The following is a 21,070-nucleotide window of genomic DNA, read 5'->3' on the forward strand; positions in this document are numbered from 1 at the left end:
GAATTCCTCCCTTATCTCTACTTGATGGATGTAATTGTATTGTCAATCAGACGCGTTTTGCCAAAACGAGCAGCTAGCGCGATAATGATCGTTTGACCTGCCGTTTCCTGCTCGACGGGTGTGAGCTCTGGATAGCTCAAAATTTCCACATAATCAATATCAGCCAGCGGCTTTTCTGAAATCATTTGCGTCATGCGATCTTTTATTTCAGAAAGAGCCATGCCCTGTCCCAACCATTCCACTGCTTGCTTGAGGCTCTGTGATAGCACGAGTGCTTGTACTCGCTCATCCGCTGACAAGTAGACATTCCGAGAGCTCAGAGCAAGCCCATCCGCTTCGCGTACAATTGGGCATGGAATAATTTGTACTAGCATCGACAAGTCGTGGACCATTTGCGTCACAACAGCTACTTGCTGGGCATCCTTTTGTCCGAAAAAGGCGTAATCGGGCTGGACAATTTGAAACAATTTATTGACGACAGTCGATACGCCATCAAAATGACCCGGACGAGAAGCTCCACACAACGGAGTCGTCACATTTGCCACTGAAATATTGGTCAGCATCGGTTTCGGATACATCTCGCTGACTTCCGGGGTAAACAGGAGGTCCACACCCGCTTCTTCCGCCATTTTACTATCCCGTTCGATATCACGCGGATAACGTTCAAAGTCTTCATTCGGCCCGAATTGCAGCGGGTTTACGAAAATGCTCATCACAACCAAATCACATACTTCACGAGCAGCTTTTACCAAGCTGAGATGACCTTCATGCAAAAACCCCATGGTCGGTACCATCCCGATCGTTTTACCTTGCCGACGTGCTTCTTTTATATAAACGCGCATCTCTGCGATTGTCGAGACTTGCTGCATCATTGTTTGCATCATGACTGCTTCGCTCCTTCCCCGTACAATTCCTTGATGGTTTCTTCAGAGGCATGAAAGATATGCTCTGGCCCTGGGAAGCTTCTTGCTTCGACTTCTTTGTTATAGGTCTCAACTGCTTCACGGATGGTTTCACCGATGTTTGCGTAACGCTTCACGAATTTCGGTGTAATATCCGATGCGTAGCCGACCATATCATGGAACACCAGCACTTGCCCATCACAAGTCGCACCCGCTCCGATTCCAATCACAGCGATGTCTAGCTTGTTTGCAATCATGCCTGCGACCTCTTCCGGAACACATTCCAGCACAATGGCGAATGCACCCGCTTCTTGAATCGCAAGGGCCTCGTCCAACAATTTTTTCGCTGCCTCCAGATCTCTTCCTTGTACTTTATAACCGCCTAATTGATGTACCGATTGCGGAGTAAGCCCAATATGTCCAACGACAGGGATGCCTGCTTGTACACAGCGTGTAATGATTGGAGCCAGTTCACGGCCCCCTTCCATTTTGACTGCCTTGGCCAGCCCTTCTTGCATTAGTCTGCCCGCGTTTTTCACTGCTTCCTCAACTGTTCCGTGATAGCTGAGAAAAGGCAGGTCTGCCACGACAAATGCACGCTTGGCCCCTCTCGTTACTGCTTTCGTATGGTGTAGCATATCCTCCATCGTAACAGGGATGGTGGAGTCATAACCCAGTACGACCATTCCCAATGAATCACCAACCAGAATCATATCAGCGCCAGCTTCATCCACTAATTTGGCTGACGGATAGTCATAGGCGGTCACCATGGTAATCGGGGTTCGCGTTTCTTTTTTCTTGCGGATACTCGAAGTCGTAATAGGTCTGTCGTGTGTTGCCATTGTTCATTTCTCCTCTTTCGCATCAAGCCCGTGGATCCTGTGAGGAATAAAAAAACCTTCTCGCGTCAATCGGGAGAAGGTTGTCCATGTCAAAAAGACATTTGCGTCCAACGGATTCCTTCTGTCTCGGTCCACACAGGCTCTGAGCAGATTTTTGTCCTTACACGTATTGCTTTAAGATTACACGATAGATACAAAAATACTCCGGGAGTACCGTTCACGAGGTGATACAGCCTCCAAATTGGAGTATAGCAAATGATTTAATCATTTGCACGATAATTGACATCAGCCGAATAAACTTTGTGGATCTGTCCCGCCTGATCCTCGACCTTGAGTACGCCTTCCTCATCCAAGCCAACGGCACGACCTTCAAGCTGTTGTGAAATCGTCTGGAGGGTCACCCATTTGCCAATGGTGTACGAATGATCCTCCCACTCTTGTTTTACACGCTCGAAGCCAGCCTGCAAATAATGGTCGTACTCTTCTTCAAAAATTCGGCAGAGTCGTTGGATAAACGAAACGCGCTTGAGTGGCTCGCCAGATTCAATACGAAGCGAAGTCGCAATCTGTGCCAGTTCTGACGGGAAATCTGACTCGACACTGTTGGCATTGAGTCCTATTCCGATAACTAAATAATTGACTCGATCAGATTCAGCATTTAGCTCTGTCAAAATCCCGCATACTTTTTTGTCGCCGATAAAAATATCATTCGGCCATTTGATTTTAACAGGCAACCCAGTCACTTCCCGGATCGTTGTCGCTACAGCAACTGCCGTTAGCAATGTCATCTGGGGTGTCTTCGGTAACGGAATCGCAGGTCGAATGATCAAGCTCATCCAAATCCCCGTTCCTTTCGCAGAATGCCACGGGCGGCCGAGTCTGCCTTTCCCACCTGTTTGCAGCTCTGCCAGCACAATCGTACCTTCTACTGCCCCTTTTGCCGCAGCCTCGTGTGCGAGTGGCTGTGTAGATACCACCTCATCGTAAGCGATGACATTTTGACCGATCCGATTCGTTTCCAGGCCAGCCATGATTTCTGCTGCTGACAAGCGATCAGGGGCAACCAGCAGGCGATACCCCGATTTTCGCACCGCCTCCACCTCGTAACCATCTCGGCGCAGCTCTTCGATATGCTTCCAAACCGCCGTCCTAGAGCAACCGCATGTTTGGCTTAATTCTTCACCAGAGATGAAACTGCCCGGCTGGTCACGGAATGCTTGAAGGATGACTTGCTTAATGTTCATCTTGTGCAACCTCTTTCTTTGCAACTTCGACGAGTGCTTCTGGTGTATTTGGTAAACCGTGCAGAGCCGTTTGTCTAAGCAACGATTCCAAGACGCGGACAATCCACTCGCCTGGCTTTTTCTGAATGGCTACTTGCAGGTCAAGCCCGGTGATTGCCAAATCCTTGATGGTTTTGACAGGCATGTTTTCGTATTGATCAAGGAGTGCTTGCATCGAAAACGATTGCCTCTCCTTCCACCAACACGCTTGCAATAAAAGGAAGAACTCGTTGCACGTGTCCAAACCGACTTCAAGCAGCAGTGGCCCCCACTCAATCGGTTGAGGGACATCCCATTGTGGCTGCAATCGCATCAGAAGTTCAACCAAACAACAAATTGCTTCTGTTTCGCGCTTGGACATTTTGAGGAATTGGCATACTTCACGCGATTGCACAGGTGAATAATTCGCCGCAAACAGTAGCAACGACCATTTTTGCGTCACGGTTTGCAAATGATGCAACCGCCAGACATGCTCATTTGAGAGGACGAACAGTTTTTCTACCTCAGGGGCATAAGCCATGAGTCTTGTTTCATTCAACAACTGACAACCTACCTCTGGGGCTTTGCTGTCGAGCGTTTTATTCAGCTCTTCCCTTATGCGCTCCACAGCAATATGAGCTAACAAAGGCGCAGTCTGTTTCATAGCAAGCATAGTCTGGTCTTCTATCGCAAAACCTAACTGGGAAGCAAAGCGCACACCTCGTAAAAGCCGAAGGGCATCCTCCTGAAATCTCTCAAGCGGAATGCCTACAGCCCGAACCAGCCGATGCTGCATATCCTCTCGTCCACCGAACGGGTCGTGCAATACTTGATGACGATCCATCGCCATTGCGTTCATCGTAAAATCTCGTCGCTCCAGATCGAGCCGAAGTTCTGAAACGAACTGAACTTCAGCGGGTCGACGGTAATCTTCATATTTTCCTTCCGTCCGAAACGTGGTTACTTCGAACATCTGCCCCTCTACTTTTACAGACACAGTACCGTGTTTCAGACCAGTCGGGACATGATCGGGAAACAATCGGATGACGTCGCCGGGATGGGCATTCGTACATATATCTATATCATGAACAGGTCGTTGTAAAAGCCAATCGCGGACGCAACCACCTACATAGTAAGCTTCGAAGCCGTGTTCCTCCAATCTGTCGAGAACACGCTTTGCCAATTCTATCGCCAATCCAATCCCCCCTTTCTGGTTTGCTCCGCCTGATCTAGACAAGGAGGCGTTTTCATGAGAGTTTTGTATGGATTGTTTATTTTAATATCCAAGGTGCATCAATTAGCCAAAAGCTCAATCTTGCGTTCAAAAGCTTAGTTTTACACCGGATTGCTTGCCAGCAAGTTGGCGTAAAGTGCTTCATACTGAGAGGCGATCGTTTCGTGACAAAACGTTTTGCAGGATCGCTCGATGCTATTCGCGGAGAATTCACGGTATAGCTCTTCGTTTTGCAAGAGACGTATCGTTTCTTTCGCCATGCCTTCAACGTCCCCAATTGGACGCAAGAAGCCGTTCACACCATCTAGGACGACTTCGGGCAAGCCCCCTGCCACTGTAGCGACGACAGGCACACCGCAAGCCATTGCTTCCAATGCGACGAGTCCGAAGCTTTCCTTTTCCGATGGAAGCAGCATGATGTCTGCCATCGACAATACCTCAGCGACGTCTTCTTGCTTGCCGAGGTAGCAAACATCGTCACTCAGACCGAGCTCAGCGATCATCTTGCGGACCAGACCCATTTCGGGACCTTCACCAATGAGGATCAGTCTGGATGGCACTTCTTCACGTACACGCGAAAATATTTCAATCACATCCGGCACTCGTTTGACCGGACGGAAATTAGAAATGTGCATAAGAATTTTTTCACCATTCGGTGCAAATACCTTTTTCAGCTTCGTAACCTCTTTCGGGTAATAACGCCGCTTGTCTACGAAGTTGTACACAGGAACAATTTCTTTTTCAACATGTAGCAGCTCTTGTGTTTGCCTGATCAAATCATGGGACACCGCTGTTACCAAATCGCTTCGCTCAATGCCGAAGCGGATCATATCACTCAAATTCGAGTCATACCCCAGAACAGTAATATCCGTCCCGTGCAAGGTGGTCACAATTTTCAAATGATCCCCTACCATTTGCTTGGCAAGGAACGCGCACAACGCATGTGGCACAGCATAATGCACATGTAATAAGTCCAGGTTTTCATTTTTCGCCACTTGTGCCATTCGGTTCGCCAAGGTCAAATCATAAGGTGGATATTTAAAAACATCATAGTTGTTCACTTCTACTTCATGATAAAAAATGTTCGGGTGAAACGCACCTAAGCGAAATGGCATTCCACCTGTGATGAAATGGACTTGATGTCCTCGCTCGGCCAATAGCTTGCCCAGCTCTGTGGCTACTACACCCGATCCGCCCAATGACGGATAGCAAGTAATCCCGATCTTCATACAGTGTCACTCCTTCTCACAAGCTCTTTAATACATACGGAGCTGCACTGACAAATCCTTCTGCGTAGGCTACACCAACCTGCTGACCAAACAGTCGCTCTCGATACTCGACAGATTCCAGATACCCGTTGGTAAGCGGTGTTTGAACGCCACCTTCTTCTAGCTCAAACTGACTACGGTAGCAACGCAGCGCCTCCATTTTTTGCGGATAAACAGCGGTGATATCCACGACAACCTGAGGCGTGACAGTCGAATTAATGAAATAGTAAAGGAATTGCGAAGGTCGATAGGCAGGCACAGAAGGCTCTGGCAAATACTTGCGGATGCCCGCATTAAACACCGCCTCTCGAACGATTCGACTTACACTTTCGTGATCTGGATGACGATCCGCGAAATAAGGCGCAAGCACAATGGCTGGACGAGTTTCGCGAATGAGCTTGACGACACGTTCAATCGCACTTTCTCTGACTGCTTCCAAGCCACGATCAGGCAGGCCAAAGTTATAGCGAGCAGCCACTCCCATCACTTGGTCAGCTGCTGTCGCTTCTTGCTGCCTTCTTTCAACCGTTCCATTCGAAGACAATTCAGCATAGGTCAAGTCGAGAATCCCCACGCGCTTTCCCTGTTTAGCGGCCAAGATCAGACTGCCTGCCGCACCGATCTCGACATCGTCAGGATGAGCGCCTATTGCCAAAATATCGAGTGAACTCATGCTTCATTCTCCTCATGCACCACTTCACGCCAATCCAGTTGTCCCAGCTCCAAAGCCTTCAGCATGATTTCTGCCGAACCGAGATTGGTGGCAAACGGTATCTTGTGCACATCACACAGTCGAAGCAGTGCGATAATATCAGGCTCATGTGGTTGAGAGGTAAGCGGATCACGCAAAAAGATAATCAAATCCATCTCATTGCGGGCGATCATCGCACCGATTTGTTGATCGCCTCCTAATGGCCCTGACAGAAATCGGGTTAGGGACAGCGACGTAGCTTCCATGATTCGCGACCCAGTTGTTCCTGTGGCATACAGGTCATGTTTTGCCAAAATGGATTCATAGGCCATCGCTAGTTGCACAATCTGTTCTTTCATTCGATCATGGGCAATCAATGCAATTTTCAAGAAAACCTCTCCCTTTATGGCTGGGTATCGTGTGTATGTTAATCAAACGTTTAATCAATCAGATGTTCCAATCCGTAAATCAATCCGTTCATATTCATTACGGCTTTAATGGCCATATTCACGCCTGGCATGAAAGATTCCCGGTTAATCGAATCATGGCGAATAGACAGCGTTTGGCCTGTTGCACCAAACAAAACCTCCTGATGAGCAACCATACCTGGAAGACGGACACTGTGAATCCGGAATCCTTCGTAATCTGCTCCGCGAGCGCCTGGAATCGTTTCTACTTCTTCAGGATGCCCTTGCTTGAGCTCTTCCCGAACGGCTGCAATCATCTCAGCGGTCTTCAAAGCAGTTCCGCTTGGCGCATCCAGCTTGCGGTCATGATGCAACTCGATAATTTCCACATGCGGCATATATTTTGCTGCCATTGCGGAAAACTTCATACATAGAATCGCACCAATCGCAAAATTCGGGGCAATGATAGCACCCAGTCCCGCTTCTTTATAGCGCGCAGTCATCTCTTGCAGCTGTTCTGTTGTCAGGCCCGTAGTTCCGACAACTGGTCTCACACCACGAGCCAAACAGAGCTCCATATGACGGTAAACCGTATGGGGTGTAGTAAAGTCGACCAGAACATCCGGCTTCATTTCGTCCAGTTGTTGATTGATTTTCTCTTCGCTCACACGCGTATCCAGATTGCCAGTAAAAACAAGTGAGGTATCCTGCGCTAGCATTTTCACTACCTCTTGCCCCATTCGACCATTTGCGCCTGCAACTGCTACACGAATTTGTTTAGTCATGCTGCTCGTTCTCCTCTATTCTCGTCCAGCGATCTTTATCGCGAGTATTAAACTTGTGCATAATACGATCAAACGCTTCCTGCAAATCGATTCCGAGCGAGTTTGCGAAACAAATCACGATGAAGAGTACGTCACCCAGCTCTTCCTCTACTGTTTTTTCGCCTTCGTCCTTTTTCTTCGGTTTTTCTCCATAAAAATGGTTAATCTCTCTGGCTAATTCCCCTACTTCTTCTGTCATTCTAGCCAGCATCGAAAGCGGAGAAAAATATCCTTCTTTAAATTGCGATATGTATTGATCAACTTCTTGCTGCATCTCTTGCATCGTCTTTTGCCGTTCCATCCGCCCACTCCTTTTTTCACAGTCTTCTCTCTTTCACCTATCGTACTAAAAAAGGCTTGGTTTGCCAAATCACAATACTTCGTCTTTCCAGCATATGGACAATCAAACGAGCGTTCATTTATAATGGCTTTCGGATAGCCCTCAGGTAACACAAGTATTACCTGCACATCATGTCCGGGGGGAAGCCATTCCTGATCCGGCGAACAGGAGGACATATGAAAATTCGTCTTGATAGTATCTTTGCCATTATCATCGGTTCTGCCATTATGGGATTTGGTATTAATGCGTTCAACATTCCCAACCATTTAGCTGAGGGCGGTATCACTGGTATCAGTATTTTGATCAAGCTGTTAGTTCCATCTGTGGATCAGGGGGTCGTCTTCTTCGTCCTAAACGTACCGTTATTTTTTCTAGGCTGGAAAATTCTTGGACGAACTTCTTTTTTCTACACGATTTTGGGAACGGTTTCACTCTCCGTCTTCTTATCCTTGTTTGATGGAGTTCTTCCGCTTCAAATGAAGGATCGCTTGCTCGCCTCCCTCTATGCCGGGGTAGCTGTCGGAGTCGGTTTAGGGATTATTTTCCGTTACGGCGGGACCACTGGCGGAGTGGACATCATTGCCAGACTGCTTCAGAAATACATGGGTATCAGTATGGGGAGGACGTTGTTTTTCGGAGACATCTTGGTCATTGGGGCATCTCTCGTCTATTTGAATCTGGAAAGCGCCATGTACACACTTGTCGTCGTCTTTATCGCAGCACGTGTCATCGACTTTTTCCAAGATGGGGCATATGCCGGCAAAGCACTGACGATCATTTCCAACGAAGCGGACAAGATTGCCAATCAAATCCTTGAATTCGGTCGTGGTGTTACCCTTTTAGCAGGAAAAGGCGCTTACTCTGGTGATGAAAAGAAAGTAATCTATGTGGTTATCAGCCGCAACGAAGTGATGCGTTTTAAAAATATCGTGCAAGAAATTGACCCGCATGCCTTTGTCATCGTCAACGATGTTCATGAGGTACTCGGAGAAGGCTTTACTCTCGACGAAAACAAGAAACCGCTTCACGACTAGCACGAAGCAGCACAACAAAAACCCTTGCCTTTTCGTACAGGCAAGGGTTTTTTGCATCCATTAAGTCGAACGGATTTCTCCGTCATATTTCTTCCACGCCACATACGACAAGGCCATGATCAATGCAATCGAAATCGAGGCGAGAATGACAATTGGTGAATCTGGCCGCATCATTAAACGAGCAAACGTACTCTTTTCTTCTCCCACAAAAGCCACTTGAAAAGAGCTGTTCAATTCTCGCAACGCCTCTCGTACTAGTTGCCAATCTACCTGGCTGTTTCGCATCTCTTTGGATATGATATCGTACGCAACCGTAATCGAGGACATTTGCCCCTCTGGGAGCTGAATACTCATCCCCGGCTTAATGGCCAAAAATAATCGGTAATTCTCATCGAACTGTTCGCGAAACTGACTGAAATTCCGCTCAACAGCCGATAGCTGCAGGTTTTGGACCTGTGTTACGAGAGAAGGATAGTAGCTACGCCACATCGGCTGGTGATCATGCGTCAGAGCATCTATGGCGATACGGACCCGCGTGGCATGCCACAGCAATTGCTGTTCACTTGCGTTTGCGGAAGCAAAGCTTTGCTTGGCTGCCAGTATGGACTGTGTCACTGCATTCAGACTTTCAATTCGTATCGGATTGGGTAAATGCTGGTTCGGGAATCGTTCTGCCAGCTGTACAATGCGCTGCTCTGCCCCTTCAAGATCTCCCTTTTTTGCATACGTCAGTAACTCATGCGCAATTTGATCCAATGCGGCCAACTGCTTTTCTTCTATTGGTTGATTCAGCTTCGAGTACAAATTATGAATGGGCCACGACAAGAACAACCCGATCATGAGAAAGAATAATAAAAACCGGATGTTTTTCTTCAACGCAAATAACCTCCTTCCCTAGTACAGCCTATGGAAAGGAGGACAAGATTAGACCTTATTTGTCGTATACTTCATATTCACCCACCAGATCACCGAGATCGAGATCAGACTGAGAAGAACCGTAAACAAACCAACGAAGCCTTCATACGGATCCAGTACACTCGGCAGCCACGGATGGATGTCCATGACGTAATCGAGAAAATCATTATTTAGTGTCCACAGCGCAGCGATTCCCACCGGCAGAAGACTTAGCTTGTAAAAACGCGCATACAAAACAGATTCCACAGCCATGCCGGTGTGGGAAATGATTAGCATCACGTCTGTCCAACGCACTTCATTGCCCATCATCCAACCAGCCACGATAATGCAGACGGCCCAGACACCGTACTTAAAATTGGTGATGCCAGCCAAAGCTTCCAGTACAGGAATGTGGCGACCCAACAAATAGGTAAGGAGTACAAGCGAAAAAAGTCCGCTACCTGTCGGGCTGTCCGGAACAAAAGGAATCAAATATGCTGGTGTCTCAGCTAATTGGTTACCGTACCAGATAAATCCATATATGGTTCCCAAAAAGTTGACGACGAACAGCGTCCAAAGAAACCACCTTTTGCCCAAAGATTGCCGAAACCACTCCCATATCCAGATCATCTATAATCGTCTCCCGCTGTGTACGCCGCTAACGAAAAAGCTGACCGCATTACCAGCCAGCTTTTCCCCTATTAGCTTATTTCAAGCCAGCCATGTATTCAGCTAGCTTTGCGATTTCTGCATCATCTTTGATCATACCGCCTGGCATTGCGCCTTTACCGTTCTTGATGACATCAGTAATCTTGGCTGCATCCAAAGTTGCACCGATTTTTTGGAGGTTTGGACCCATGCCGCCCTCCATGTTTTTACCATGGCATCCCATACAGCTTGTTTGCGCTTTCCAAAGCGCATCTGCTTTAAAGCTGGTGTCAGCCGGAGCAGGTGCAGTTGCACTTGATCCCTGTTTACCACCAGTTCCTTTACCTTTATCTGGGTGAGCCAGATGATATTCATGGTTTGCCGCCCAAGTCAGGTAGAAAATACCAACGAGTGCCGTCAGCATCAAGCCTGTAGCAACTGGACGTTTGCTAGGACGACGCTCTTTGCTGGTATCCAGCCAAGGCGCCAGCATCAGTGCACCAAATGCGATACCTGGAATAACAACGATTCCAAGAACGACCCAATCCCCTGCAGCCCATGGATATTTCAGCAATTGATACAGGAACAAGAAGTACCAGTCTGGCAACGGAATGAATGAAGTATCATTCGGGTTTGCTTTGTCTGTCAACGGCGACGGATGTGAAACCGTCAACACGAGGAAGCCAACTAAACAAACGGCTGCCACCATCCACTCTTTCAACAGGAAGTTTGGCCAAAACGGCTCGTTTTTACCTGGAAAGTCGGAGTAGGATGGAGAAATGTTTGGGATACGCTTCGCCGATACTCGGGAATCTCCGACGAAGGTAGCATCTTTATCTTGTTTTGCCATGCTATTTCCTCCTTTTTTCGAAGACCGATTATAGTGGACCCGAGATACCTTGCGAACGGATCATAACAAAGTGAGCTCCCAACAGTCCAAGCAGTGCGCCTGGCAGGAAGAACACGTGAATCGCGAAGAAGCGAGTAAGCGTTTGCGCACCTAGAATGTCTCCACCTGTGAGCAATGTTTTCACATACGGACCGATAAATGGTACCGAGTCTGCGATCTGCACACCTACTTTGGTCGCAAAGTATGCGGTGTTATCCCAAGGCAACAGGTAACCTGTGAAACCGAGACCCAGCATAACGAAGAAAATCAGTACGCCGACTACCCAGTTCAATTCACGAGGCTTTTTGTATGCACCTGTAAAGAATACACGCAAAGTATGTAGGAACATCATCACGATTACCAAGCTCGCGCCCCAGTGATGCATACCGCGTACGATTACCCCGAACGCTACTTCGTTCTGCAGGTACTTAACGGATTCGTAAGCATTGATAACGTCTGGTACATAGTACATCGTCAAGAACATACCAGACAAGATTTGAATAACGGTAATAAAGAACGTAAGTCCACCAAAGCAGTAAACAAAAGCTGAAAAATGATGTGCCGGGTTCACGTGCTCAGGTACTTCGTGGTCAGCCAAGTCACGCCACATCGGAGTGATGTTTAAGCGCTCATCGACCCAATCATACATTTTTTGCATCATTTTAGCCGTTCACCCCCGGACGAGGATTTGCTTTTACTTTACCTAAATACAATTTTCCTTCTTTGACTTCTGTCTCATACTCATCAAGAGAGGCCGTCGGTGGCGTTCCCAAAATGTGCTCGCCATTGATCGAATAACGACCCATGTGGCAAGGACAGAAGTACTCATTTGGTTGTCCAGGGCCAGTTCCCCAGTCAACCGTACACCCTAAGTGCTTACAGATCGGGGACAGAGCAAGAATCTCACCCTTGTCGTTCTTGGTAACCCATGCAGTAAGTGTAGATTCTGATTCATACCAACCGTCCTTGGTATGGACCTTGAATTCTACGCGTTTTGGCACGGCACTAAACTCATCCGGACTGCCGACAGCTACTTTATCTCCACCTGCATGTCCTTGCAGAAGGGGGTCTACCGCAAAGCGAATCATTGGGGTGATCATTCCCGCAGCAAGGAATCCGCCAGTTCCCATCAGGGCGTAGTTCAAAAATGTACGCCTGGAAATTTCGCGTTTGTCTCCCATATCTTTTTTCCCTCCTTATCCTGTAAAATAGCGCTACGATGGCATTTTCATACATATACACTAGGTCAATCCCAATCATAGCTAACGCCTATAAAGATGTCAAGAATGTCCAGTGGACATGTCTTTACCCAAACGATGTGTGACAGGATATTGTTGCCAGATTGTCAAATTTATGACCTTGCCCCACCCATTTTTCTGTAGTATTACCGGAAAACGCTTTCTCTATTGCGTCTCTATTTTTTAGTCAAAACGATTATCCTCGCCCGGTTTGCCACAACTTGATGACCTCTTTGTATAGCACATCCACGGTCACTTCGAAACGCAAAGAAGATTCCAGGTCTTCATCCCCTACCAATAAAGTCAACACGCCTTCTTCCGTTCGTTCCTTTAATTGAATCTGTTCTCCCCGAAAATGAAGCAGTACTTTATAGGGGAATGCCGCCGGTGTTCGTTGTTCCAGCTGCTCTTCTCCTATTTGATAGCTTAACGGAAATAGCAATACGCGTCCCTTCAGTCGCTGCTCAATCCCCGCCGCTACATTCAATAAGTAGTTCATGCGTACAACATGCTCTTCTACTTTTCTATCCGAGTTATACAAATAAAGAGGGAGCAGTGCGGTATCCACAAAGGACCGCAACTCCTCCCAGTTTTCAAAATCGTTCAAGTTCCACTGCATAGAGCTGTCTCCTCATTTCCTTGTTCATTTCTGGAAACTAGCGTACCATGAATGGTTGGAGACTCGCAATAACGCATACGATTATGTATTTAGGCTTGCTCGTAAGCCATGATCTCTTTTAATTCGTCTGTTAAGCGCAAAAACAACTCTTTGTTCTTCGATGCAAGTGCCTCATCAATCTCCTGGATTAGCGTGCGCTTGCGATATTGACGCATTTGCTCATCGATCACCATTTCAGATAGCAAACCGGAAACCATTTGATTGTTCGTTCCGTACGCGTTGGAATAGAAATTCGGCCACTCCATACCCATCCCTCACTTCAATAAAATAGTCGTTTCGGTAAAACCATTGTATTTTCGAAGCCAAGTCTGGCTCGCATACGTTGCGGTGTATAACCACTGCCCCTGTTCGTCTTGTCCGACGCGCAACAATCCTAGATGCACCATCATTTTGCATACCCGATTCACCAAGATATCTGTAGGCGAATCGTAGTAAAACTCTTTCATCCAATGGAGTAGCGTGTCCATCAGCGATTGCTGACTTACCCATCCACCCGACGCGATCAACGGAATGAGCTGAACCAGCATCGGCAAGTTCGGGACAGCCCGCTTGTACAGCCTCATCCAGAAGCGAATGACATCGTGGTACAATTGATCGTTATACGGTTGCTCCAGTCGCTCCCTCCCCGCTTCCGTTACTGCTACCTTGCCGTCCACTTCTACAATCCATCGGTGATAGTAGCAGAAATCGTAGAGCAAGGAAAAACGGTCAGGGTATAAATCAAAATGCAGCCCGTACCCAAAACGCCATTTTTGTGGCAAAAGCGGCTCTTCTTTTACGTACAAAAATTGAAAAAGCTGCTGCTGATGACGCTTGTACATGCCACCTTCTGCGGTTAGCGGTACTGGCTCCTGCTGGAGAAATTGTAAAAATTGCATGATATCATCGCAGAGTGCTGTTCCCTCATCCCTATAAGCTTGCGGACCAGGATGAAGCAATGCGTTTGAATCACGCCATTTTGTCAGCCACGCTTGCAAGTACGGCTCACGGATGTCCAGCGGAATTTGATACTGCCCTATGGTTTTACTTTTCGCCGGAAAAATCCATCCTCGCTTCATTGCTGCTGCGACAAACTTCCGTCCTTCCTCCTGCTTTTTTTCCTTTTCACACTCCAGTGCCACCCCGGCTTTCGCCAATAAATCCTCAAGCGACATGACCGTACGCTTGTCCAGGAACAGTTGGAGCAAAAAATGGGTTTCTGCACTGCTCAGCTGCTCAACTTCTTGAGAGATTGTCAACCTTTGCCTCAAGCTAGACAACAGTGACGTAATCAATTCGTTTTTGGAATGAGGGTTGCATTCGCATCCGTAATGGTTGGCAATCTGATGGAGCTGCCGGATATCGGTGTACACCAAGATCTCAGCCAAGTTCATCTGTGCATCCCTTCTTTACGATGGCTTACTTGTCTCTCATTCTTGCCAAAATGCGGAAAAATAAACAGGAAGCCACCGAAGTGACTTCCTGTTTGTCGATTTTTTATTGCTCCTCTTCGGATTCATGGTCCCACTGGTCGTGAAGCTGTTGGTATTCTTTCGCTTCCTCATAGCGCCCGGCTTGAGTCAAAAGAGCGATCAGCCTGCGGATTTGATCCAAATCGAACCCTGACAACGATACATATTGCTTTAGGGCCTCAATAGCTGCTTCTGTTTTCCCCATCGAAAGATTCACATCTGCAGCTAATGGGTACGCAGCCACATACTCCTCGTCAACCGCTTGCAAGCTGCTGACCAATTCGGCTGCTTCATCCAGTCGTCCTACGTGGAATGCCATCAGTGCACATCCGTAGAGTACTTCTGGCGAACGATCCATGACCAGCGCCTGACGGAATACTTGGTAAGCCTGTTCGAATTGACCGTTTTGAGCGTACGAGCGCCCCTTTGTCAAAAGCATGGACAGACTTTCATCCCCGGCTTGTTCCAGGAGCTTCATTGCTTTCTCGTCATCTCCAATGCGGAAATACAAGTTACCCAGCGCTGCCATAATATCTTGGTTATCTGGCTCCTTCAGTCTTGCTTGCTCCAAATATTTGACCGCTACTTCATCTAAATCTTGGAGGGAATACAGATCCGCTAGCAACAAGTCAAGCTGGATGCTTTCAAAGCCAGATTCTTTGCATTCATAGAGAAGATGTTGCGCCGTCTCAAAATCACTGGAATCCAAAGCAATCTCTGCTAGCAGCAGCTGGCATTCTCTGCGCAAAGAGGAATCCATTTGCGGATTTTTGGCCATGACATCTGTCAGCAATTGACTCGCCTCCTCCAAATGACCGAGATGATACCAGACCTCCGCCAAATACATCATGACATCCGGCATATCTTTTCCATGCTCCTGAACCTTTTGCAGAGCGGTCAAGCCCAACTCCACTTCATCGTTTTCAATCCGCTTGATCGCTTCGTCTATGACATACAGCCACTTTTTCGGCATTTCTTTCACCTCATATGTATTTTGCGTGGCCTTGTTGCTCTACGCGCTTGCTGAACAACCACTCTAATAAAATAGCCACAAAAGACCGTCCGAAGACGGTCTTTTCTTTTACTCTTGATCATATACCATTATGCTCGCGTTAGCCAGCTCATTGTAAGAACAGTAATAAGGATTCCAAAAATACTAAGCATAATGCTGTAATTCGGCTTGGCTAAATCAGTAGAAGTCGGCTTTCCATCGAGCGGTACGATCGATGCAGTAGCATGTTCCAGTGAATCACCTTGCGACGTATATGGCTGTGCTTCTACCACGTATGTACCGTCGTCTGTTTGCATGGAAGAAGAAATGACTTGCGCCTTTGGCGTGTTAATCTCCATGACTTCTCCGTTAATAACGAGAGAATTCGCATGCTCCGTGGTACTTGTATTCACATATAAAGTGAATGAAAAGACCATGAGCAACAAAACCGCTACACTCGCACCCATGCGTCGCATTCTCGCTGTCACGCTGAAAATTTTTCTGCCGATCGGGATCGCCCACTGTTCTTCCGATAAAATACGGGCCATCACCGCGTCTACAATGGAACGTGATGGAGTTACAGAATGATATTCTTCTTTATCCATTTCCATCCACTCACCACTGTCCGACCAAATCTCATAGTCGGAACGACAGGCATAGCATGCTGCCATATGGTGATCAACCCGACGTTGGGTCACCTCAGGCAACAGATTTTCGGCGTATTCAGGCAGCATTTCCTGAACTTCTTCACATCTCATCATCGATTCATCCCTTCAGCTTCATCCAAATGAGGGTCCAGGATGTAGTTTTCCAACTGTCCACGAATACTTTGCCGCGCTCGAAACAGTAGAGACTTCACAGAGCTCACTGTTAAATCCAGAATCGTAGCGATTTCTGTGTAATCCATTTGTTCGTACTCGCGTAATATCAGTGCTGAGCGTTGCTTCTCTGGCAGACTGTTGATTGCCAGTCTCACCATGCTCTCCCGTTCATTCCGGAGCAAAACTTGCTCAGGCAGTGTCTTGGGAGATGCCATAGGCACTTGCAACGTATCATCCAGATACACATCAGAATTGCGACTCTTGCGCAATTCACTGAGTACGGAGTTGCGTGCAATCGTATAGAGCCAGGTGGAGAATGTAGCTTCTACATCTCGGAAAGAATGAATGCTCTTATACGCCTTGTAAAACGTCTCCTGACATATATCCTCCGCTATATGCTCTAAATGTGCCTGACGCAAAAGATGAGTGACAAATGAGAGGATCTTTTTTTCATATCGACGAATCAGTTCAGCATAGCATTCCAGATTACCTTCTTTAATCTCTCGGATAAGCTGGGAATCGGTCATGATCAGGATTACCTCCTTGCGATTCCGATCCCTCAGCGGCCTTTTGCATAATTAGACTGCTGGGGATGTAAAAAGTTGCGCGACCTTACGATTCTTTTTCTCGTGTGTCTGCTGGAAACCATTCACGAAAAAACCCCCAACCGGGGTTATATGACATAAGCGTAGGGCTTCGTGTCGAATAAACACTTACCCATACCAATCAAAGGGATAAATCGCATATTTCGATATATCCATTTACCGTTCGACATAACAGATGTTGGAAGATGCATTTCACTAAAATTGAGAATAGTGGAAAGATCATTCTTTGTCAACCAGTTTTCCTTTTTCAGGAAAACGATATCAGCGTCTGCGCCAGTTGTCAAGCTTCCTTTTCGCGGATACAGTCCAATTGCTTTTGCGACATTTGTCGAAGTGAGCCTGACTAGCAAGCAAAGCAATTCTTCAGGCGTACACCAGTTCTTTCGTGTATCAATCCGCACATCGTGAATCGGAGATGCTACTTGCCAACTCCCAAACCATTGACGATGTAATTGACGAAGACCTTGATCCGTCACTTCAGCAGGTAAACGAAAGATATGCAGGAACGGATCATTTTCTTCAAAATGAAAGGCCGCTTGAGAATCAGTGATGACTGTGCGTAATCGCCAATAACGAGTAGCCTCCATCCAAATCTGTCTAATGAGTTCCCGTTGTTCTTTTTTCAAAAACGGATCATTCTGTACCTGCATGTGCAGGATCGTATGTTTAGACGTATGAAGTTGCAAAAGCGTTTCCCATTTTATTGTGGAAATTTCTTCTGGATTTCGAATCGTGACATGAAACGAAGAATAGCCATGGTTCATCCACTCCGCTAAGCGGTCACCGTGAAGATCAGCGACATCGATTTCCACATGCCAAACATAATCCAACAAACTGTTGAAGTGCTGGGTTTGTTGATAGTGAATTTGCGGTCTGCTCATCCAACGCTCTGGCTGGAAGACGTCCACCAGGCTTGTACATCCCGAGCTGATGAGATTTCGCATGGCTTCTATATAAACATCAACATCTTTGATTTTATACAACGAATGTGTCGGGAGTGCGACGAAACCGGGCAAAAGATACATACCGGTAGCATCTATTTCTTCATATAAATCGTTGAAGGGGTTTTTCGTCAAGGTATCTTTAGCCATTCGTACAATTTTCCCATGACGAATCCAAATATCTACTTCTTTCATTCCTAGTGCTGTGACAATCGTTCCCCCACGTATGACCGTCCCTTGCTCCAGCATAGCTCGTCCCCCTCCCGTTTCTCATGCACACACTACCCTTGTACGAGCATATGCACAGAAAGGAGAAAAAGTACTAATGAGGATCAAACCGCTTTTTAAACAAAAAAAGACCGCCGTTGATGTAAGCGCATTCAAACGACGGTAGCACACACGTGCTTTCTTATATTGGATAGGAGTGGAGAGAAACCATACTGTAGTTTTATAATAAACGGAATGTAAGCGCTTGTCAAATCATTTTTGCTAAAATTCGGAACGCTTTGTCCTCCCTCAAAAAAAGAAGCCTGCTACCTTATAAAGGCACAGACTTCTCTTTCATTTTTTCTTATTGGCTGATTTTCACAAGCAAGTCATGGAAGCCAGGGAACGATACATCAATCGCATCATCATTTTCGATGGTCGTCTCTCCCTCGGCAACGAGACCCGCAATCGCCATCGCCATGCCGATTCGGTGATCCCCCATGCTATCGATGACAGCCCCTGTCAATCCTGTTTTTCCTTCGATGATCATTCCGTCATCTGTAGCTGTCACCCTAGCTCCGAATTTGGACAGTTGACTAACCACCGTGGCAATACGGTCTGTCTCCTTTACTTTCAGCTCTTCCGCATCACGGATAACGGTTTGACCTTTGGCCTGCGTTGCCATGACCGCAATCACCGGAATTTCGTCAATCAGGCGTGGAATGATATCTCCAGCAATTTCAATACCGTGCAGCTCCGAATGTGTCACGAGGAGGTCTGCAACCGGCTCTTCATTTACGACTCGCTCATTCAAAAGCTCCAGACTTCCCCCCATCGCCTTGACAACATCAATAATGCCCGTGCGGCTTGGGTTAATTCCGACATTTTCAATGAGAAGAGAGCTGCCTGGTACAACCATTACAGCCGCAATCAAAAAGGCAGCGGAAGAAATGTCACCGGGAACAGAAATGGCACGGCCCTTCAGCTTTTGTCCGCCTTCTACCGAAACGGTCAAGCCATCACGCACAACTTGTACACCAAATGCTTGCAGCATACGCTCCGTATGATCGCGGGATAAATGCGGCTCTGTTACACTCGTCACGCCTTTTGCCTGCAACCCTGCCAGCATAATCGCTGACTTCACTTGTGCACTCGCAACTGGGGATTGATACGCGAACCCTTGAAGCTCCCCACCTCGAATGGATAACGGTGTGTATTCGCCGTCTTTTCTTCCATCGATTTTGGCGCCCATTTGACGGAGCGGTCCGATCACACGACGCATTGGTCTTTTGGCAATGGACTCATCGCCTTCCATCACCACATGAAAAGGCTGTGTTGCCATGATCCCTGCCATTAAACGAATGGTCGTCCCGGAGTTCCCTACATCCAAATGTTGAGACGGTTCCTGCAAGCCATACCAGCCTTTTCCTTGTACGGTTACGGCATCTCCTTGTTGTTCAATCTCAATCCCCATCCGACGAAAGCAGCTAATCGTGCTCAAGCAATCGGCACCCGGCAAAAAGCCTTCAATGGTTGTGGTTCCTTCTGCTAGAGCTCCAAACATAACTGCACGATGGGAAATGGATTTATCTCCTGGCACGCGAACGGTACCTTTGATTTGTTTGGCTTGTTGTACACGAAGCATTTCTTCCACTCCTTTTCTCTCTCACGCTCTCCCAGAACGCCATCGCACTGTGAAGCGTCTTCGTTGTAAAGTGTGTTTGCATAAAAAAACTTATGTGCGCTTGTATACATTGTAATCGAAAAAGCGAAGAACTTCCTCTCCCTTTTCCAACTCTTGTTGCGAATGGAACGTAATGCGTAGCACCCCATAAATGTCTTCTCGTGTCTCTCTGATTTGGAGATTCGTGATGTTGATTTCTCTTGCTCCCAATAGTGTCGTAATTCGTCCGATTTCACCCGGGTTGTCAGGGATATCGATATACAAATCGTTCAAAGGAGGTAATGCACCCGTTTTGCGCTCAGGCAAGCTGTCGCGGAATTCTCGTGCCGTTTTGAAGAAATGCTCGATTCCTTCTGGATCTCCCTGTTCTACAAGGTGAACGACATCTTCCAATGCATTTGCCCAATCTTTTGCGATTTTCAGGATCGGATCACGGTTTTGCAGCAAAATGTCACGCCACATCTGAGGGTTGCTCGATGCAATGCGCGTAATGTCACGGAAGCCACCAGCAGCAAGCGTAGCATGCCAAGCATTTTCCTCGTCGTACCCTGCCACCAGATTGACCAGAGCAGAAGCGAGAATATGCGGGAAATGGCTGACTGCACCCACGACCTGATCATGCGAATCCGCGTCCATTTGCACGACTTTTGCACGAGTCAGTGTAAGTAGTTCAGACAATTGCTTTACTTTTTCTTCAGGTGTTCCCGGCGCTGGTGTCAAAACATAATAGGCGTTTTCCATAAGACGGTCAGAAGCAGCTTCCACGCCGGATTTATGCGAGCCAGCCATCGGATGTCCACCAATAAACGTAACATGATCGGGAATGACATCCACCGCTTGTCTCACAATACCTGCTTTTGTACTGCCAACATCCGTAATGATCACACCAGGCTGCAGATCCATTTCCACTAACGAGCGAATGGTTGCAACGATTTGCTCTACAGGTGATGCGAGGAAAATGACATTTGCTTCTCGAACTGCAGTCTGCAAATCAGTTGTGCCAGCATGAATGACACCAAGAGTCAGTGCTTTATCCAAACAATCCTTACGTAAATCGTAGCCGACTACCCGAATATTTGGATCACGTCGCATAGACAGCGCGATTGAGCCGCCAATCAACCCGACGCCGATTACAGTAATGGTGGTTCTTTTCATCTCCACTCTCTATCCTTCCTTCATCTCTCTAGACAAAGATGCCGAGGCATGCCCGGCATCTTT

At 47.2% G+C, this 21,070-nt stretch carries 24 protein-coding genes; 1 reads left to right on the forward strand and 23 read right to left on the reverse strand.

Features of this window, described 5'->3' with window-relative positions:
* Positions 1-17 precede the first annotated feature (17 nt).
* The 9 genes from panC to POF51_RS03880 form a co-directional block, all read right to left on the reverse strand.
* Positions 18-884: a pantoate--beta-alanine ligase gene (gene panC / locus POF51_RS03840; protein WP_069845311.1), complete on the reverse strand. Its 867-nt coding sequence runs from the start codon at positions 882-884 to the stop codon at positions 18-20.
* A complete protein-coding gene (gene panB / locus POF51_RS03845; protein ID WP_069845312.1) occupies positions 881-1,744 on the reverse strand; it encodes a 3-methyl-2-oxobutanoate hydroxymethyltransferase in 864 nt (287 codons plus the stop codon). Before panB ends, panC begins: the two co-directional genes overlap by 4 nt.
* A 260-nt stretch (positions 1,745-2,004) precedes the next feature.
* The gene (locus POF51_RS03850; RefSeq protein ID WP_069845313.1) at positions 2,005-2,988 is read right to left on the reverse strand and encodes a biotin--[acetyl-CoA-carboxylase] ligase; all 984 of its coding nucleotides are present in this window, start codon (positions 2,986-2,988) and stop codon (positions 2,005-2,007) included.
* Complete coding sequence (locus POF51_RS03855; protein ID WP_069845314.1) at positions 2,978-4,201, reverse strand: CCA tRNA nucleotidyltransferase; 1,224 nt, start codon at positions 4,199-4,201, stop codon at positions 2,978-2,980. Before POF51_RS03855 ends, POF51_RS03850 begins: the two co-directional genes overlap by 11 nt.
* Positions 4,202-4,341: 140 nt before the next feature.
* Positions 4,342-5,469, reverse strand: coding sequence for an N-acetyl-alpha-D-glucosaminyl L-malate synthase BshA (gene bshA, locus POF51_RS03860; RefSeq protein WP_069845315.1), 1,128 nt, complete (start codon positions 5,467-5,469; stop codon positions 4,342-4,344).
* A gap of 16 nt (positions 5,470-5,485) precedes the next feature.
* Positions 5,486-6,181 (reverse strand): bacillithiol biosynthesis deacetylase BshB1, encoded by a 696-nt coding sequence (gene bshB1, locus POF51_RS03865; RefSeq protein ID WP_069845316.1) that lies wholly within the window; start codon positions 6,179-6,181, stop codon positions 5,486-5,488.
* Positions 6,178-6,588 carry a methylglyoxal synthase gene (locus POF51_RS03870; protein ID WP_056492842.1) on the reverse strand — a complete coding sequence of 137 codons (411 nt, stop codon included), beginning with the start codon at positions 6,586-6,588 and terminating at the stop codon, positions 6,178-6,180. The genes bshB1 and POF51_RS03870 overlap by 4 nt, the downstream gene beginning before the upstream one ends.
* 50 nt (positions 6,589-6,638) lie before the next feature.
* Positions 6,639-7,391, reverse strand: coding sequence for a 4-hydroxy-tetrahydrodipicolinate reductase (dapB, locus tag POF51_RS03875; protein ID WP_271753966.1), 753 nt, complete (start codon positions 7,389-7,391; stop codon positions 6,639-6,641).
* Positions 7,384-7,731, reverse strand: coding sequence for a nucleotide pyrophosphohydrolase (locus tag POF51_RS03880; RefSeq protein ID WP_016740047.1), 348 nt, complete (start codon positions 7,729-7,731; stop codon positions 7,384-7,386). The genes dapB and POF51_RS03880 overlap by 8 nt, the downstream gene beginning before the upstream one ends.
* Positions 7,732-7,946: 215 nt before the next feature.
* On the opposite strand from POF51_RS03880, the gene POF51_RS03885 reads away from it, so the two are divergent.
* Positions 7,947-8,804 (forward strand): YitT family protein, encoded by an 858-nt coding sequence (locus POF51_RS03885; RefSeq protein WP_017248139.1) that lies wholly within the window; start codon positions 7,947-7,949, stop codon positions 8,802-8,804.
* Positions 8,805-8,864: 60 nt separating this feature from the next.
* On the opposite strand, the gene POF51_RS03890 is transcribed toward POF51_RS03885, so the two are convergent.
* The 14 genes from POF51_RS03890 to POF51_RS03955 all read right to left on the reverse strand — a co-directional run bounded on the left by POF51_RS03890 (position 8,865) and on the right by POF51_RS03955 (position 21,007).
* The gene (locus tag POF51_RS03890; protein WP_069845318.1) at positions 8,865-9,680 is read right to left on the reverse strand and encodes a sporulation protein YpjB; all 816 of its coding nucleotides are present in this window, start codon (positions 9,678-9,680) and stop codon (positions 8,865-8,867) included.
* 48 nt (positions 9,681-9,728) lie between these two features.
* Positions 9,729-10,328, reverse strand: coding sequence for a DUF1405 domain-containing protein (locus tag POF51_RS03895; RefSeq protein WP_017248137.1), 600 nt, complete (start codon positions 10,326-10,328; stop codon positions 9,729-9,731).
* A gap of 76 nt (positions 10,329-10,404) precedes the next feature.
* Entirely contained in the window at positions 10,405-11,196 is a 792-nt protein-coding gene (locus POF51_RS03900) for a menaquinol-cytochrome c reductase cytochrome b/c subunit (RefSeq protein WP_017248136.1), read from the reverse strand.
* 28 nt (positions 11,197-11,224) lie between these two features.
* A complete protein-coding gene (qcrB, locus tag POF51_RS03905; protein WP_012686173.1) occupies positions 11,225-11,896 on the reverse strand; it encodes a menaquinol-cytochrome c reductase cytochrome b subunit in 672 nt (223 codons plus the stop codon).
* Between the two features lies 1 nt (position 11,897).
* Positions 11,898-12,416 carry a ubiquinol-cytochrome c reductase iron-sulfur subunit gene (locus tag POF51_RS03910; protein ID WP_069845319.1) on the reverse strand — a complete coding sequence of 173 codons (519 nt, stop codon included), beginning with the start codon at positions 12,414-12,416 and terminating at the stop codon, positions 11,898-11,900.
* Between the two features lie 253 nt (positions 12,417-12,669).
* Positions 12,670-13,092 carry a DUF2487 family protein gene (locus POF51_RS03915; RefSeq protein ID WP_069845320.1) on the reverse strand — a complete coding sequence of 141 codons (423 nt, stop codon included), beginning with the start codon at positions 13,090-13,092 and terminating at the stop codon, positions 12,670-12,672.
* 89 nt (positions 13,093-13,181) lie between these two features.
* On the reverse strand, positions 13,182-13,397 hold the full coding sequence (locus POF51_RS03920; RefSeq protein ID WP_007716588.1) for an IDEAL domain-containing protein: 216 nt from the start codon (positions 13,395-13,397) through the stop codon (positions 13,182-13,184).
* 9 nt (positions 13,398-13,406) lie between these two features.
* A complete protein-coding gene (locus tag POF51_RS03925) occupies positions 13,407-14,525 on the reverse strand; it encodes a hypothetical protein (protein ID WP_069845321.1) in 1,119 nt (372 codons plus the stop codon).
* A gap of 103 nt (positions 14,526-14,628) precedes the next feature.
* Positions 14,629-15,576 carry a tetratricopeptide repeat protein gene (locus POF51_RS03930; protein WP_069845322.1) on the reverse strand — a complete coding sequence of 316 codons (948 nt, stop codon included), beginning with the start codon at positions 15,574-15,576 and terminating at the stop codon, positions 14,629-14,631.
* Between the two features lie 128 nt (positions 15,577-15,704).
* Positions 15,705-16,355 (reverse strand): zf-HC2 domain-containing protein, encoded by a 651-nt coding sequence (locus POF51_RS03935; RefSeq protein WP_069845323.1) that lies wholly within the window; start codon positions 16,353-16,355, stop codon positions 15,705-15,707.
* Positions 16,352-16,942, reverse strand: coding sequence for an RNA polymerase sigma factor (locus POF51_RS03940; protein WP_007716581.1), 591 nt, complete (start codon positions 16,940-16,942; stop codon positions 16,352-16,354). Before POF51_RS03940 ends, POF51_RS03935 begins: the two co-directional genes overlap by 4 nt.
* 146 nt (positions 16,943-17,088) lie before the next feature.
* On the reverse strand, positions 17,089-18,210 hold the full coding sequence (locus POF51_RS03945) for an amidohydrolase family protein (protein WP_069845324.1): 1,122 nt from the start codon (positions 18,208-18,210) through the stop codon (positions 17,089-17,091).
* Positions 18,211-18,532: 322 nt separating this feature from the next.
* A complete protein-coding gene (gene aroA / locus POF51_RS03950; protein WP_069845325.1) occupies positions 18,533-19,813 on the reverse strand; it encodes a 3-phosphoshikimate 1-carboxyvinyltransferase in 1,281 nt (426 codons plus the stop codon).
* Between the two features lie 90 nt (positions 19,814-19,903).
* Positions 19,904-21,007, reverse strand: coding sequence for a prephenate dehydrogenase (locus tag POF51_RS03955; RefSeq protein WP_069845499.1), 1,104 nt, complete (start codon positions 21,005-21,007; stop codon positions 19,904-19,906).
* Positions 21,008-21,070 lie beyond the last annotated feature (63 nt).

Origin of the sequence: Brevibacillus sp. AG, from assembly GCF_028369215.1 — a bacterium.
GTDB lineage: Bacteria > Bacillota > Bacilli > Brevibacillales > Brevibacillaceae > Brevibacillus > Brevibacillus porteri.